Source organism: Dryocola clanedunensis subsp. sulfonylureivorans (genome assembly GCF_016756775.1).
Lineage (GTDB): Bacteria > Pseudomonadota > Gammaproteobacteria > Enterobacterales > Enterobacteriaceae > Dryocola > Dryocola clanedunensis.
Genome location: NZ_JAERMU010000009.1, coordinates 108,340 through 124,153, shown reverse-complemented (window position 1 = coordinate 124,153; position 15,814 = coordinate 108,340). Strand labels below are relative to the sequence as shown.

Genomic DNA, 15,814 nt, shown 5'->3' with positions numbered 1-15,814 from the left:
ACTCCCTGAATTAATTGCCGTAGCGCAGACGTAAAGCTTCCGGGTACGGTTCAAAATAGCGCTGCTCCGCCAGATAGTTATCAGGATATTCTGACAAATAATGTTTTAACAGGGTCACCGGGGCCAGCAGGGGTTGCGTCCCCTGGCGATAGCGATTGATAAGCCCCGACAGTTCCTGACGCTGACGCGTGTTCAGCTGGCGACGGAAATAGCCCTGAACATGCATCAAGACGTTGGTGTGATTACGGCGCGTGGCCTGATGCTCGAGCAGCGACATTAACCGCGCCCGATATTCCACAAAAAATGCTTCCAGTGAGTCCCAGGTTTCAATAGCCGCCACGAAGCGTCCCAGTTCGCGGTAGCGCGGCTGAGAGTGAGCAAGCAAAAGCAGCTTGTAACGGCTATGGAAGGCAATCAGTCCGCCACGGGAGAGGCCCGCTTTGCGCAGGTTATTCAGTTCGAAGAGGGTATAAATCCGCTCGACAAAATTCTCGCGAATAGCGGGATCGTGCAGACGTCCGTCTTCTTCGACCGGTAGCCAGGGCATTTGCCGTTTCAGCTCGGTGGTGAATATCCCCGTGCCGCTTTTACGATTGTTGTTCCCTTCTGTCTCATAAACCCGTACGCGCTCCATGCCGCAGCTCGGCGATTTCGCGCAGACAATGTAGCCGCATAGATGCTCCAGCCCTGCAATTCGCTTTTGCGAAAACTGCTGCATGGGCTCGGTTAAATCCCCTTCCGCGTGGTTGCTAAAGCGCAGGGCCATTTCGCCGTCGTCCCTTTTTACCAGACGCAGCGCGGGGCGCGGAGTCGGCAAGCCGATTGCCATCTCTGGGCAGATGGGTTCAAACCGCACCCAAGGGGCGAGTTCATTCACCGCAAACGCCAGTTTTTTATGCCCACCGTCAAAGCGTACGTTTTCGCCGAGTAAACAGGCGCTGATGCCAATTGGAATGTTGTCGCTCATAGGTGCTCCTCGCTGATAATCATTAAGTGTAGCAAGTCGCCATAACAAAAAAGGCTACCCCGAAAGGTAGCCTTCGACCGATGACAAACTTACAGCGAACAAATTTCGCAAAGATCTCACCGGATAAATAACAAGGAAAATCAATTCATTGATTTTCGCCTGCTTACCACAAAGAAGGAAAAACCACGCTTTTTCCTTCTTTGTCAGCAATAAAAGGCTACCCCGAAAGGTAGCCTTCGCTTCACTTGACCAGCGCGTTAATGGTCAATGAGATTGAGTTGCCTGAAACGTTCACGCCCTCTTTCCCGGAAACCATCAGCATGCCGGTAATAACGAGAACAATACAGTACTGTCTCATCATGCGGTCCCTGCACTAAGACCGCTTCACCACGCTACCACCGGCGATAACACGGTGAATACAAGCGCTTGACAGCGCCTGCGTGTACGGCCATTGGTAATCCTTTCCTGAAGCCGGCGCCCATTTGCGAGATGGCGAAAAGGGCCGGGACCATCATAGCGATTACAAAGATGGAGACAATACTGATTCCCCTATCCCGAATTTTTTAAAGCAGTTGTTTGACAGCTCGCACAAATAGTATGAAAATCACTCTGCTTGACAGCGCCTGCGTAATGCAGCAAAGGTCGCGAGGACCGCGAATCCAACCGACATAAAAAAACCGCCTTCACGGCGGTTTTTTTATGTCTTCTGCACTCAGTAGAAATCGCCAGAGGCGGCTTCAGCCTGGGCCATCCATACCGGCTTATCGCTGGTTTTAGACCAGACGCGATGCAGATAGCTGTAAAAGCGTGCGCGGTCTTTCCAGAACAGCATCACCGGCAGCGCAAGCACGCCGGCAACAACCGCGAAGGTGCGACGCAGGATGACCTGATGCGCAGGATATTCTTTATATAAAGACATAGGCTTCTCCCTTTATTTTGTGACCGACAGCTTAAGTCGGGAATTCAGAACTTGTTATCTGGCTAAAATAGTATCGCATTGCCTGAAAGTTTACTACTCATCCGACCACTAAATTTGCCTCGTTTAGCTGAGATTTACATTAAGCCCGTAATTTAGTTACACAATAGTTAAATAAATACTAATCATTAGTTAAATTATGGTCTTTGCCATTTTTATACTTTTTTTACACCCTGCCACGTGACTTTTACGACATCTTTGCACCCGAATTCTTACTCTGCCTGCACATCGTTAACGCCTCTGGAGGTGGATTGTGAGTGCAGGACTGATTGCTGGCGTGGTGCTGGTGTTTGTACTGTTGGGCTACCTGATTTACGCCCTGATTAATGCGGAGGCGTTCTGATGGCTGCCTCTGGATTTTTACTGATCGCCAGTTATTTACTCATCCTGTTTATTCTGGCCAAACCGCTGGGCACGCTGCTTGCTCGCCTGATTGAAGGTGAAGCCATACCGTTTGTTGGCCGGATGGAGCCCCTCTTGTGGGGAGCGCTGGGCAGAAGCAGTACCGAAGAGATGGGCTGGAAACGCTATCTGCTGGCGATCCTGTCATTTAATGCCTTTGGTGTCGTGCTCCTGTTCGTAATTTTGCTGATGCAGGGGCATTTACCGCTTAACCCTCAGCGGCTGCCGGGCCTCTCCTGGCACCTGGCGCTGAACACCGCCGTGAGCTTTGTCTCTAACACCAACTGGCAGTCCTACAGCGGTGAAACGACGCTGAGCTACTTCAGCCAGATGGTTGGACTGACGGTACAGAACTTCCTGTCTGCCGCCACCGGCATCGCGGTGGTTTTTGCCCTGATCCGCGCTTTTGCCCGCCATTCAATGACCACGCTCGGTAACGCCTGGGTAGATTTAACGCGCATCACGCTGTATGTCCTGCTGCCAATTTCATTGCTGATTGCCCTGTTCTTTATCAGCCAGGGGACGCTGCAAAACCTGTCGGACTATCTGCCATTTACGACGGTAGAAGGCGTGCATCAGGTGCTGCCGATGGGCCCGGTTGCCTCGCAGGAAGCGATCAAGATGCTCGGCACCAACGGCGGTGGCTACTTCAATGCCAACTCCTCCCATCCGTTTGAAAACCCAACCGCGCTGACCAACTTCGTGCAGATGCTGGCGATCTTCCTGATACCTACCGCGCTGTGCTTTGCCTTTGGTGAGGCTGTAGGCGATAAGCGCCAGGGCCGTGCGATTTTGTGGGCAATGGGGATCATCTTTGTTATCTGCGTGGCGGTTGTAATGTGGGCCGAAACAAGCGGTAACCTGCACTTCACCGCGCTGGGCGCAAACAGCAACCTCAACATGGAAGGCAAAGAGAGCCGCTTTGGCATCCTGGTCAGCAGCCTGTTCTCGGTGATTACTACCGCCGCTTCCTGCGGAGCGGTCAACGCCATGCATGACTCTTTCACCGCACTCGGCGGCATGATCCCAATGTGGCTGATGCAGATTGGTGAGGTGGTGTTCGGCGGTGTGGGATCTGGCCTGTACGGCATGTTGCTGTTCGTTTTGCTGACGGTCTTTATTGCCGGTTTGATGATTGGGCGCACGCCTGAGTATCTCGGCAAAAAAATCGACGTTGCGGAGATGAAAATGACCGCGCTGGCCATTCTGGTCACCCCTGCCCTGGTGCTGCTCGGCACGGCCTTAGCGATGATGACCGATGCGGGACGTGCGGGCATGCTGAATCCCGGCATTCACGGCTTCAGCGAAGTGCTTTATGCCGTCTCATCCGCCGCCAATAACAACGGCAGCGCCTTCGCAGGCCTGAGCGCAAACACCCCGTTCTGGAACGTATTGCTGGCCGTCTGCATGTGGTTTGGGCGTTTTGCGGTGATCGTTCCGGTGATGGCTATTGCCGGCACGCTGGTGACGAAAAAAGCCCAGTCCGCAGGCGTCGGCACGCTGCCCACGCACGGCCCGCTGTTTATCGGTTTACTGATTGGCACCGTGCTGCTGGTTGGCGCGCTGACCTTTATTCCCGCCCTCGCCTTAGGCCCGGTCGCGGAACATCTTTCCTTAGTGCATTTGTGATTACGAGGCTTCCATGAGTCGCAAGCAACAGGCGCTGTTTGAACCTGCGCTTATTCGTCAGGCGCTGATTGATTCTTTCAAAAAGCTCTCCCCCGCCGTCCAGTGGCGCAATCCGGTGATGTTTATCGTCTGGATTGGCAGCGTTATCACCACCGCACTGGCTATCGCTATGTATGCAGGCAGGCTACCGGGCAATGCACTTTTTACCGCAGCTATCAGCCTTTGGCTGTGGTTTACCGTGCTGTTCGCAAACTTTGCCGAAGCGCTGGCCGAGGGGCGCAGTAAAGCCCAGGCCAACAGCCTGAAGGGGGTTAAAAAAGAGAGCTGGGCACGTAAACTTCGTGCGCCTAAGCATGACGCCCAGATGGACCGCGTTCCGGCCGCCGACCTGCGCAAAGGCGACATCGTGCTGGTGGAAGCGGGCGATATTATCCCCTGCGACGGCGAAGTGCTGGAAGGCGGCGCGTCGGTGGATGAAAGCGCTATTACCGGCGAGTCCGCTCCCGTTATTCGTGAATCCGGCGGTGACTTCGCCTCAGTCACGGGCGGTACACGCATTCTGTCTGACTGGCTGGTAATTCAGTGCAGCGTTAACCCGGGCGAAACCTTCCTCGACCGCATGATTGCGATGGTAGAAAGCGCCCAGCGCCGGAAAACGCCAAACGAGATCGCGCTGACAATTCTGCTGGTCGCGCTGACCATCGTCTTCCTGCTGGCAACCGCAACGCTTTATCCTTTCTCGCAGTACGGCGGGACGGCGGTGAGCGTCACCGTGCTGGTAGCGCTGCTGGTTTGCCTGATCCCAACAACCATCGGCGGCCTGCTTTCCGCCATTGGCGTGGCGGGAATGAGCCGCATGCTCGGCGCGAATGTTATCGCCACCAGCGGACGCGCGGTGGAAGCAGCAGGCGACGTGGATGTTCTGCTGCTGGACAAAACGGGGACGATTACGCTGGGCAACCGCCAGGCAACGGACTTTCTTCCGGCTCCGGGCATTGAGGAAAAAGCGCTGGCCGACGCCGCTCAGCTCTCCTCTCTGGCCGATGAAACGCCAGAAGGCCGCAGCATCGTAATTCTGGCGAAGCAGCGCTTTAACCTGCGCGAGCGCGACGTCCAGAATCTGCACGCAACCTTTGTTCCCTTCACGGCGCAAACCCGGATGAGCGGCATCAACATTCAGGATCGAATGATCCGTAAGGGTTCGGTTGACGCGATTCGCCGCCACGTCGAGGCCAACGGCGGCCACTTCCCGCCGCAGGTTGATAAGCTGGTGGAAGATGTCGCCCGCGTGGGCGGGACGCCGCTTGTTGTCGCCGAAGGTGCGAACGTGATGGGCGTAATAGCCCTGAAAGATATCGTTAAAGGCGGCATTAAAGAACGTTTTGCCCAGCTGCGTCAGATGGGGATCAAAACGGTGATGATCACCGGTGACAACCGGCTGACCGCCGCCGCCATTGCTGCCGAAGCTGGCGTGGATGACTTCCTGGCCGAAGCGACGCCGGAGGCCAAGCTGGCGCTGATCCGTCAGTATCAGGCCGAAGGCCGTCTGGTGGCGATGACCGGCGACGGCACCAACGACGCACCAGCGCTGGCGCAGGCCGACGTTGCGGTTGCCATGAACTCTGGCACCCAGGCCGCCAAAGAGGCGGGCAACATGGTGGATCTGGACTCCAACCCCACCAAGCTTATTGAGGTCGTGCATATCGGCAAACAGATGCTGATGACCCGAGGCTCGCTCACCACTTTCAGTATCGCCAACGACGTGGCGAAGTACTTTGCCATTATTCCGGCTGCGTTTGCGGCGACCTACCCGCAGCTCAACGCGCTGAACATCATGCATCTGCACTCCCCGACTTCGGCCATCCTGAGCGCGGTGATTTTCAACGCCCTGATCATTATCTGCCTGATCCCGCTGGCCCTGAAAGGCATCGGCTACAAGCCGCTGAGCGCCGCCGCCATGCTGCGCCGCAATCTGCTGATCTACGGCCTGGGGGGGTTAATTGTGCCCTTCATCGGCATCAAAGTTATCGACCTGCTGCTCACCGCCTGCGGTCTGGTTTAAGAGGAAAAACAAATGGCTATCTTTCGTCCCGCTATACTGTTATTGCTTTTACTGACGCTCATCACCGGCGGACTGTATCCCCTTCTGACCACGCTGCTTGGCCAGTGGTGGTTCCCGGCGCAGGCGAACGGCTCGCTGATTATCGACACCGGCGTGGTCCGCGGTTCAGGCCTGATTGGGCAGAACTTTACCGGGGATAAATATTTTCAGGGCCGTCCTTCTGCCACCGCAGAAAGCCCTTATAATCCAATGGCCTCCGGCGGCAGCAACCTGGCGGGCAGTAACCCCGAGCTGGATAAGCAGATCGCCGGACGCGTCGCTGCGTTACGCGCCGCCAATCCGCAGGCCGATCCGGCGGTGCCGGTTGAGCTGGTGACGGCCTCGGCCAGCGGTCTGGACGGTCAGCTCTCCCCGCAGGCTACAGCGTGGCAGATTCAGCGCGTGGCAAAAGCACGCAATCTTCCCGTAGAGCAGGTTGCCAGGCTGATTGATGAGAACACCACCTCACCGCTGGTCAATTACATCGGCCAGCCGGTGGTCAACGTGTTGCGCCTAAACCTGGCGCTGGACGCCCTCCAGGCACCATAAAGGAAAAGTCATGACTGAGGAGCCGCTGCGCCCCGACCCGGACAAACTGCTGCAGCAGGCGAGCCGCCACCCGCGCGGCAAGCTGAAAGTATTTTTCGGCGCCTGTGCGGGCGTCGGAAAAACCTACGCCATGCTTCAGGAGGCGCAGCGCCTGCGCGGGCAGGGTCTGGATATATTGACTGGCGTGGTAGAAACCCACGGCCGTAAAGAGACCGCTGCGCTGTTAGCGGGGCTGAGCATTTTACCCGCGAAACGTATTCGCCACCGCGACCGCGTGGTACAGGAATTCGATCTTGATGCCGCCCTCGCCCGTAATCCAGCCCTAATCCTGATGGACGAACTGGCGCACAGCAACGCGCCGGGCTCCCGCCACCCGAAGCGCTGGCAGGACGTTGAAGAGCTGCTGGACGCGGGTATCGACGTCTTTACCACCGTCAACGTGCAGCATCTTGAAAGCCTCAACGATATCGTCGGCGGCGTGACCGGCATCCAGGTTCGTGAAACGGTGCCCGATCCGATTTTTGATTCTGCCGATGAAATCGTGCTGGTCGACCTGCCTCCGGACGACCTGCGCCAGCGCCTGAACGAAGGCAAGGTGTATATCGCCGGACAGGCTGAACGCGCCATCGAACACTTCTTCCGCAAAGGGAATCTGATTGCCCTGCGCGAACTTGCTCTGCGCCGCACGGCTGACCGCGTAGACGATCAGATGCGCGCCTGGCGGGATAATCAGGGCGAGGAAAAAGTCTGGCACACCAGGGACGCAATTTTGCTGTGCATCGGCCATAGCTCCGGCAATGAAAAGCTGGTGCGAACGGCGGCGCGTCTGGCGGCGAAGCTCGGCAGCGTGTGGCACGCCGTCTATGTGGAAACGCCGCAGCTCCACCAGCTACCGGAACATCAGCGCAGGGCAATTCTCAGCGCGCTACGTCTGGCTCAGGAGCTGGGGGCTGAAACCGCCACCCTCGCCGATCCGTCAGAAGAAAAGGCCGTGCTGCGCTACGCCCGCGAGCATAACTTGGGAAAAATCGTGATTGGCCGCCGGGCCAATCGCCGGGGATGGGGCCGTAAATCCTTTGCCGATAAGCTCGCGAACCGCGCCCCGGATCTCGATCTGGTGATTGTTGCCCTGGATGACAAACCCGCGCCAGCCGCTCCGCGCGCGCCTGATACACGTAGCATGTCCGAAAAATGGCGTGTCCAGCTTCGCGGCTGCGCGCTCGCGGTTCTGCTCTGCGCAGTAATAACTTTTATAGCGAACCAGTGGCTTGTTGCCTTCGATGCGGCAAACCTTGTGATGATTTACCTGCTGGGCGTCGTGGTCGTGGCCCTGTTTTACGGGCGCTGGCCGTCGGTGCTGGCAACGGTGATTAACGTCGTCAGCTTTGATCTGTTCTTTATTAACCCGCGCGGCACGCTTGCCGTCTCCGACGTGCAGTACGTTCTGACGTTCGCCGTCATGCTCAGCGTTGGGCTGATCATCGGCAATCTGACCGCTGGGGTTCGCTACCAGGCGCGCATTGCCCGCTACCGCGAGCAGCGCACCCGCCACCTGTACGAAATGTCGAAAGCCCTGGCGGCAGAAAGAACGCCGCAGGCCATAGCCGCCACCAGCGAGCTCTTTATTAATAACAGCTTCCACGCCCGCAGCCAGCTGCTGCTGCCGGACGGCCAGGGCATGCTGCATCTCGTCAGCCCGCAGGGGGAGCCTGCCAACTGGGACGAGGCCATTGCCCGCTGGAGCTTTGATAAAGGCCAGCCGGCCGGGGCCGGGACGGATACCCTGCCCGGCGTGCCTTATCAAATTCTGCCGTTGCGCACGCCGGAAAAAACGCTGGGGCTGCTGGTGGTTGAGCCAAACAACCTCCGCCAGCTGATGATCCCGGAACAGCAGCGCCTGCTGGAAACCTTCACGCTGCTGGTGGCAACCGCGCTGGAGCGGCTACAGCTTACCGCAAGTGAAGAGCAGGCCCGCTTATCCAGCGAACACGAACAGCTGCGCAACTCGCTGCTGGCGGCGCTTTCTCACGACCTGCGTACCCCGCTCACCGTGCTGTTTGGGCAGGCCGAAATTTTAACGCTCGATCTGGCATCGGAAGGTTCAAAGCATGCGCCCCAGGCCAACGAGATCCGCCAGCACGTCCTGAACACGACCCGGCTGGTTAATAACCTGCTGGATATGGCCCGCATCCAGTCCGGCGGCTTCCGCCTGCGCAAAGAGTGGCTGACGCTGGAGGAAGTTGTCGGCAGCGCGCTGAAGATGCTTGAGCCGGGTTTGGGAGGACAGCAAATCAGGCTGTCGCTGCCGGATCCGCTGATGCTGATCCACGTAGACGGGCCGCTGTTTGAGCGCGTGCTGATCAATCTGCTCGAGAATGCGGTGAAGTATGCCGGGCATAAAGCCGACATCGGCATCCGCGCGCGGGAAAGCAGCGACCGGCTGGATCTGGAGGTCTGGGACAGCGGCCCAGGTATTCCGGCTGGCCAGGAGCAGTCTATCTTTGCTAAATTCGCCCGGGGCACTAAAGAATCTGCAATCCCCGGCGTAGGGCTGGGGCTGGCTATCTGCCAGGCGATTGTCGAGGTTCACGGCGGGGAAATCTATGCCGTAAACCGCCCTGAAGGCGGAGCCAGTTTCCACGTGCTGCTCCCTCTTCCTCCGCCACCCGAGCTGGAAGAATTTAACGAGGCGCTGTGATAACCGTACTGATTGTTGAAGATGAAAAAGAGATCCGCCGCTTTCTGCGCACCGCGCTGGAAGGCGAGTCGCTGCGCGTCTACGACGCAGAGACGTTGCAGCGCGGGCTGCTGGAAGCCGCGACCCGCAAGCCCGACCTGGTGATCCTCGACCTGGGGCTGCCGGACGGCGACGGCATTGATTTTATCCGCGATTTCCGCCAGTGGAGCCAGACGCCGGTCATCGTGCTTTCTGCCCGCAGCGACGAGGCGGACAAAATTGCCGCCCTGGACGCGGGGGCCGACGATTTCCTGAGTAAGCCCTTCGGCATCGGCGAGCTTCAGGCCCGCCTGCGCGTGGCGCTGCGTCGTCATGCCAGCCTCGCCCAGCCCGATCCGGTTTATCAGTTTTCGACCATTACCGTGGACCTGGCCGCCCGGCGCATTACCCGTGGCGGCGAAGAGATTCACCTCACCCCCATCGAGTTTCGCCTGCTGGCGGTGCTGCTGAATAATCACGGCAAAGTGCTGACCCAGCGCCAGCTGCTTAACCAGGTATGGGGGCCGAACGCGGTTGAGCACAGCCACTACCTGCGTATCTATATGGGCCACCTGCGCCAGAAGCTGGAAAACGATCCCGCTCGTCCTACCCACCTGTTAACCGAAACGGGCATCGGCTACCGCTTTATGCTTTGACGACGATCTGCCGAAATAACAAGTCGGTAGAGTGTTTATCCAGAACATTTAACAACCGCCACACAAATCCACCAACAATTGTCAGGTATGCAAATTTATTCACTAAGCTATGCATGCTAAATGACTATTTATTTCTGAATCCCGCAAAATTTCGTGATTTCCATCACAGTTAAAGGGTTGCCGCCAGATAAAATGGCGTCACCTTTACATAAAAGGAAAAACCCTGATGGAAAACAACAATCGCGTCATGCCGCATATCCGGCGTACGACGCATATTATGATGGTTACCCACCGAAGCTGCTTTGACTTCCATTTCTTCAACGCCCGCTAGTCCCTCAGATAGCTGACATCGCGTTAGCGCAATTATATCTACCTGCCTGACTCTTTATAGGTTTAGTTATTTACCTGCGCCCGACGCTGTCCGCAATAATTTAAAACCAATTAATTTCGGTTGCTGGACCGACGGTTTTTTATTATCTAAAAAAGACAATCGCCACGATCATTATTAATGACCATCGGAACCGCGTTGTCATTTTTCCAACCATAAACAGTTTTCATATATTTTGAATGCTGAAGAGAAGTGCTATCTGAAATATAGGCTACGCCATGAAATCTTTAAAAATTGCGTTAAACCGTACCTGCCCTGACTGTTTTACTACTACCCGCGAAGTCGCTAATTTACTGGCGACCGACTTTGTCGATGTTGCTGCTGTCGTGCTGTCTGTGCCAGACCTGCACAGCGGAATGCTTGAGGAAGTGGAGCTGACCGGCTTCGGTTTACCCATTTTTGTTGCGACGCTTGAAAATGAAATCATCCCGGCCGAGTATTTAACCCGTATTACCGGCGTCTTCGAAAAAAGCGAAACCCAGGCCGATTATTATGGCCGCCAGCTAGAAGCAGCTGCCGTAAAATATGAAAAAAACCTCCTGCCACCATTTTTTGATGCGATGGTAGATTACGTTGGCCAGGGAAACAGCGCTTTCGATTGTCCCGGACACCAGGGCGGACAATTTTTCCGCCAGCACCCAACCGGCAACCAGTTCGTTGAATACTTTGGCGAAACATTATTCCGCTCTGATTTATGTAATGCCGACGTTTCAATGGGTGATTTGCTTATTCATGAAGGTGCGCCGAGCACCGCGCAGCAGCATGCTGCAAAAGTTTTTAACGCCGACAAAACCTATTTCGTGCTAAACGGAACGTCGTCCTCAAATAAAGTCGTTTTAAACGCCCTGCTCACTCCAGGGGATCTAGTTCTGTTTGACCGTAACAACCATAAATCAAACCACCACGGTGCGTTAATTCAGGCAGGCGCCACGCCGGTTTATCTGGAGACGGCCCGCAACCCGTACGGCTTCATCGGCGGGATTGACGCCCACTGCTTCGAAGAGCGCTATTTACGCGAGCAGATTGAGCAGGTTGCCCCAAACCGTATCGGGGAAAAACGCCCGTTCCGCCTGGCGATTATCCAGCTCGGCACCTACGACGGCACCATCTATAACGCCCGCCAGGTGGTGGATAAAATTGGTCATCTTTGCGACTACATTCTGTTTGATTCCGCCTGGGTCGGCTACGAGCAGTTTATTCCAATGATGGCTGACTGTTCGCCGCTGCTGCTGGAGCTGACGGCTAACGATCCGGGGATTATCGTCACCCAGTCCGTGCATAAGCAGCAGGCAGGCTTCTCGCAGACGTCGCAAATCCATAAAAAAGACAGCCATATCAAAGGCCAGGCCCGCTACGTTAACCATAAGCGCATGAACAATGCCTTTATGATGCACGCCTCCACCAGCCCGTTCTATCCGCTGTTTGCGGCGCTCGACGTCAACGCCCGTATGCATGAAGGGGAAAGCGGTAAGCGCATGTGGATGCGCTGCGTTGAAACCGGGATTGATACCCGCAAGCTGCTGCTGAAAAACTGCAAATATCTGCGTCCGTTCGTTCCGGCTACCGTCGATGGCCAGCCGTGGGAGTCGTTTGACACGCCGGTAATTGCTAACGATCTGCGCTTCTTCAATTTCATTCCTGGCGAACGCTGGCACACCTTTGAAGGCTACGCCGAGCATCAATACTTTGTCGATCCCTGCAAGCTGCTGCTCACCACTCCGGGCATCGACGCGCAGACCGGCGAATACGAAGACTTCGGCGTACCGGCGACTATTCTGGCGAACTACCTGCGCGAGAACAGCATCGTCCCGGAAAAATGCGATCTGAACTCCATCCTCTTCCTGCTGACCCCGGCAGAAGACATGGCCAAGATGCAGCACCTGGTGGCGCATCTGGTGCGCTTTGAACAGCTTCTGGAAACCGACGCGCCGCTCGCTGACGTTCTGCCATCATTCTATAGCCAGCATCAGCAGCGCTATGAAGGCTACACGCTGCGTCAGCTCTGCCAGGAAATGCACAACCTTTATGCCAGCCATAACGTAAAACAGCTGCAAAAAGAGATGTTCCGTCAGGCGCATTTCCCACGCGTGGTGATGAACGCCCAGCAGGCCAACATCGCCTTTGTTCGTGGTGAGGTGGATCTGGTGCCGCTGAGCGAAGTGGAAGGCCGGATTGCGGCTGAAGGTGCGCTTCCTTACCCGCCGGGCGTGCTGTGCGTGGTCCCGGGCGAAATCTGGGGCGGCGCGGTGCAGCGTTACTTCCAGGCGCTGGAAGACGGCATCAATCAGCTGCCGGGCTTTGCTCCGGAATTACAGGGTGTGTACATCCGCGAATGCGACGGCCGTAAACAGGTCTGGAGCTACGTGCTTAAGCGCTAATCCTCGTCTACTTTCACAATGAGAAGAAATTATGAGTACTCAGAAAAGTAATAAAATGGGCGTGGTGCAGCTGACTATCCTTACCACGGTCAACATGATGGGCTCCGGCATCATCATGCTCCCTACCAAGCTTGCGGACGTCGGGACTATCTCCATCATCTCCTGGCTGGTAACAGCCGTAGGCTCGATGGCGCTGGCCTATGCCTTCGCAAAATGCGGGATGTTCAGCCGCAAGTCAGGCGGCATGGGCGGCTACGCAGAATATGCGTTCGGCAAGTCCGGCAACTTTATGGCGAACTACACCTACGGCGTATCGCTGCTGATAGCCAACGTCGCGATAGCCATTTCGGCAGTCGGCTACGGCAGCGAGCTATTCGGTACTGTCCTCTCGCCGGTGCAAATTGCCATTGCCACGATCTGCGTGCTGTGGATTTGCACCGTCGCCAACTTCGGCGGCGCACGCATCACCGGGCAGCTTAGCGGTATCACCGTCTGGGGTGTAATTATTCCGGTAGTTGGCCTGTCCGTTATCGGCTGGTTCTGGTTTAGCCCGTCTCTTTACGCCGCTTCATGGAACCCGCACCACGTGCCGTTCTTCAAAGCCGTTGGCTCTTCCATCGCCATGACGCTGTGGGCCTTCCTCGGCCTGGAGTCTGCCTGTGCGAATACCGACGTGGTCGAAAACCCGGAGCGCAATGTCCCTATCGCCGTGCTGGGCGGTACGTTAGGCGCGGCGGTGATCTATATCATCTCCACTAACGTTATCGCCGGTATCGTGCCGAATATGGATATTGCCAACTCTACCGCACCGTTCGGCGTGGCCTTCGCCCAGATGTTCAACCCGACGGTGGGTAAAGTCATCATGGCGCTGATGGTCATGTCCTGCTGCGGTTCGCTGCTGGGCTGGCAGTTCACCATTGCGCAGGTGTTTAAATCTTCTGCCGATGAAGGTTACTTCCCGAAAATCTTCTCTCAGGTTTCTAAAACTGAAGCGCCGGTGAAAGGCATGCTGGTCATCGTTATCTTCCAGAGCCTGCTGTCGCTGATGACTATCAGCCCGTCGCTGAACAATCAGTTCAACGTACTGGTGAACCTGGCGGTGGTGACCAACATCATTCCGTACATCCTGTCGATGGCGGCGCTGGTGATCATTCAGAAGCTGGCGAAGGTGGAGCCAGGTAAAGCGAAGTTGGGCAACTTTATTGCTCTGGTAGGGGCGATTTACAGCTTCTATGCGCTTTACTCCTCCGGGGAGGAAGCGATGCTCTGGGGGGCGATGGTGACGTTCCTGGGCTGGACGCTGTATGGCCTGGTCTCTCCGCGCTTTGAGCTGAAAGACCGTCACATCTGATAAAAAAAGGGAGCGAATAGTCGCTCCCTTTTTTAATAACTTACTTCGCGTTTTTCAGCACTTCGCTGACGATCTCTACCGCTTCCTTCTCAATTTGCTGACGGTGCTCAGCGCCTAAGAAGCTTTCACAATAGATTTTATACGCGTCTTCCGTGCCGGACGGACGTGCCGCAAACCAGCCGTTTTTGGTCATCACCTTCAGACCGCCGATGGAGGCGCCGTTACCCGGAGCGGCCGTTAAGCGCGCGGTGATCGGGTCGCCTGCCAACGTGTCTGCGCTGACCATTTCTGGGGAGAGCTTAGACAGCGCCGCTTTTTGGGCGGAAGTTGCAGAAGCCTGCAGACGGTTATAGCTCGGTGCGCCAAAGCGCCCGGCCAGCTCGTCGTAATGCTGCTGCGGGTTCTTACCGGTTACCGCGGTGATTTCCGCCGCCAGCAGACACATGATGATGCCGTCTTTGTCGGTGGACCATGGCGTGCCGTCGAAGCGCAGGAAAGATGCCCCCGCGCTCTCTTCACCGCCGAAACCGAAGCTGCCGTCAAACAGGCCGTCAACGAACCACTTGAAGCCAACCGGCACTTCCACCAGCTTACGGCCCAGATCTTCCACCACGCGGTCGATCATCGCAGAAGAGACCAGGGTTTTGCCTACCGCTACATCTTTGCCCCACTGCGGACGATGCTGGAAGAGGTAGTTGATAGCTACGGCCAGGTAATGGTTCGGGTTCATCAGGCCCGCCGGGGTCACGATGCCGTGGCGGTCGTAATCCGGGTCGTTGGCAAACGCCAGGTCGAACTTATCGCGCAGCGCCAGCAGGCCCGCCATCGCACACTCGGAGGAGCAGTCCATGCGGATTGCCCCGTCTTTGTCCAGGTGCATGAAGCGGAACGTCTGATCGACATGATCGTTAACGATAGTCAGATTCAGATTGTAGTGCTTCGCGATACGCTGCCAGTATTCGATACCGGAGCCGCCGAGCGGATCTACGCCAAGCGTCAGGCCCGACTTCTGGATGGCGGCCATATCGATAATGTCCACCAGCCCTTCGATGAACGGCTGCACCAGATCCAGCTCTTTCACGTGGCCGCTTGCCCAGGCCTGATCCAGAGAGATGCGCTTAACGCCCTTCAGCCCTTCGGCCAGCAGCGCGTTGGCACGCTCTTCAATCACTTTGGTGACGTTGGTGTCAGCCGGGCCACCGTTTGGCGGGTTGTACTTGATGCCACCATCTTCCGGCGGATTATGGGAAGGGGTAATGACGATACCGTCCGCCTGAGCGCCACCCTTTTTGTTGTGCACAAGAATAGCGTTAGACACCGCAGGGGTTGGCGTATAGCCGTTTGCTTCCTGGACAATAACATCCACACCGTTTGCCGCCAGCACTTCCAGCACGGAGATAAACGCAGGCTCGGACAGGGCGTGGGTGTCTTTTCCGACATAGCACGGCCCGGTGATGCCATTTTTAGCTCGATCTTCAGCAATTGCCTGAGCAATCGCCAGAATGTGAGGTTCGTTAAAGCTATGACGTTCCGCACTACCACGGTGTCCGGAGGTGCCGAACTTCACCGCATGTTCGCTATTACCCACATCAGGTTTCAGCACGTAGTACTGGGCCGTCAGCTGGGCTACGTTAATCAAATCGCTCTGTTGCGCAGGTTGACCCGCACGGTTGTGGTTAGCCATTGGCCCTTCCTTTTGAC

At 56.5% G+C, this 15,814-nt stretch carries 12 protein-coding genes; 9 read left to right on the top strand and 3 right to left on the bottom strand.

Features of this window, described 5'->3' with window-relative positions:
• Window positions 1–10: 10 nt before the first annotated feature.
• Entirely contained in the window at window positions 11–967 is a 957-nt protein-coding gene (locus HYQ67_RS11385) for a YbgA family protein (RefSeq protein ID WP_202303803.1), read from the bottom strand.
• Between the two features lie 712 nt (window positions 968–1,679).
• Window positions 1,680–1,886, bottom strand: a complete 207-nt coding sequence (locus HYQ67_RS11380) for a YbfA family protein (protein ID WP_202303802.1) — start codon at window positions 1,884–1,886, stop codon at window positions 1,680–1,682.
• 310 nt (window positions 1,887–2,196) lie between these two features.
• Between HYQ67_RS11380 and kdpF the strand changes: the two genes are divergently transcribed.
• The 9 genes from kdpF to potE all read left to right on the top strand — a co-directional run bounded on the left by kdpF (window position 2,197) and on the right by potE (window position 14,113).
• The gene (gene kdpF, locus HYQ67_RS24210; RefSeq protein WP_139878070.1) at window positions 2,197–2,286 is read left to right on the top strand and encodes a K(+)-transporting ATPase subunit F; all 90 of its coding nucleotides are present in this window, start codon (window positions 2,197–2,199) and stop codon (window positions 2,284–2,286) included.
• The gene (gene kdpA, locus HYQ67_RS11370) at window positions 2,286–3,974 is read left to right on the top strand and encodes a potassium-transporting ATPase subunit KdpA (RefSeq protein WP_202303801.1); all 1,689 of its coding nucleotides are present in this window, start codon (window positions 2,286–2,288) and stop codon (window positions 3,972–3,974) included. Before kdpF ends, kdpA begins: the two co-directional genes overlap by 1 nt.
• Window positions 3,975–3,987: 13 nt before the next feature.
• Window positions 3,988–6,036, top strand: coding sequence for a potassium-transporting ATPase subunit KdpB (gene kdpB / locus HYQ67_RS11365; protein ID WP_202303800.1), 2,049 nt, complete (start codon window positions 3,988–3,990; stop codon window positions 6,034–6,036).
• Window positions 6,037–6,048: 12 nt separating this feature from the next.
• Entirely contained in the window at window positions 6,049–6,624 is a 576-nt protein-coding gene (kdpC, locus tag HYQ67_RS11360) for a potassium-transporting ATPase subunit KdpC (protein WP_202303799.1), read from the top strand.
• 10 nt (window positions 6,625–6,634) lie between these two features.
• Window positions 6,635–9,322 carry a two-component system sensor histidine kinase KdpD gene (gene kdpD, locus HYQ67_RS11355; RefSeq protein WP_202303798.1) on the top strand — a complete coding sequence of 896 codons (2,688 nt, stop codon included), beginning with the start codon at window positions 6,635–6,637 and terminating at the stop codon, window positions 9,320–9,322.
• Complete coding sequence (kdpE, locus tag HYQ67_RS11350; RefSeq protein WP_202303797.1) at window positions 9,319–9,996, top strand: two-component system response regulator KdpE; 678 nt, start codon at window positions 9,319–9,321, stop codon at window positions 9,994–9,996. The genes kdpD and kdpE overlap by 4 nt, the downstream gene beginning before the upstream one ends.
• Before the next feature lie 226 nt (window positions 9,997–10,222).
• A complete protein-coding gene (gene speFL / locus HYQ67_RS11345; RefSeq protein WP_202303796.1) occupies window positions 10,223–10,327 on the top strand; it encodes a leader peptide SpeFL in 105 nt (34 codons plus the stop codon).
• Between the two features lie 275 nt (window positions 10,328–10,602).
• On the top strand, window positions 10,603–12,762 hold the full coding sequence (gene speF / locus HYQ67_RS11340) for an ornithine decarboxylase SpeF (protein WP_202303795.1): 2,160 nt from the start codon (window positions 10,603–10,605) through the stop codon (window positions 12,760–12,762).
• Between the two features lie 31 nt (window positions 12,763–12,793).
• On the top strand, window positions 12,794–14,113 hold the full coding sequence (potE, locus tag HYQ67_RS11335; protein WP_202303794.1) for a putrescine-ornithine antiporter: 1,320 nt from the start codon (window positions 12,794–12,796) through the stop codon (window positions 14,111–14,113).
• Window positions 14,114–14,153: 40 nt separating this feature from the next.
• On the opposite strand, the gene pgm is transcribed toward potE, so the two are convergent.
• Entirely contained in the window at window positions 14,154–15,797 is a 1,644-nt protein-coding gene (pgm, locus tag HYQ67_RS11330; protein ID WP_202303793.1) for a phosphoglucomutase (alpha-D-glucose-1,6-bisphosphate-dependent), read from the bottom strand.
• Between the last annotated feature and the right edge of the window lie 17 nt (window positions 15,798–15,814).

Excerpts from the sequence above, each read along its gene's own strand:
- kdpB (WP_202303800.1), top strand. The coding sequence starts at position 3,988 with ATGAGTCGCAAGCAACAGGCGCTGTTTGAACCTGCGCTTATTCGTCAG.
- kdpA (WP_202303801.1), top strand. The coding sequence starts at position 2,286 with ATGGCTGCCTCTGGATTTTTACTGATCGCCAGTTATTTACTCATCCTG.
- speFL (WP_202303796.1), top strand. The coding sequence starts at position 10,223 with ATGGAAAACAACAATCGCGTCATGCCGCATATCCGGCGTACGACGCAT.
- HYQ67_RS11385 (WP_202303803.1), bottom strand. The coding sequence starts at position 967 with ATGAGCGACAACATTCCAATTGGCATCAGCGCCTGTTTACTCGGCGAA.
- pgm (WP_202303793.1), bottom strand. The coding sequence starts at position 15,797 with ATGGCTAACCACAACCGTGCGGGTCAACCTGCGCAACAGAGCGATTTG.
- speF (WP_202303795.1), top strand. The coding sequence starts at position 10,603 with ATGAAATCTTTAAAAATTGCGTTAAACCGTACCTGCCCTGACTGTTTT.
- kdpD (WP_202303798.1), top strand. The coding sequence starts at position 6,635 with ATGACTGAGGAGCCGCTGCGCCCCGACCCGGACAAACTGCTGCAGCAG.
- potE (WP_202303794.1), top strand. The coding sequence starts at position 12,794 with ATGAGTACTCAGAAAAGTAATAAAATGGGCGTGGTGCAGCTGACTATC.
- HYQ67_RS11380 (WP_202303802.1), bottom strand. The coding sequence starts at position 1,886 with ATGTCTTTATATAAAGAATATCCTGCGCATCAGGTCATCCTGCGTCGC.
- kdpC (WP_202303799.1), top strand. The coding sequence starts at position 6,049 with ATGGCTATCTTTCGTCCCGCTATACTGTTATTGCTTTTACTGACGCTC.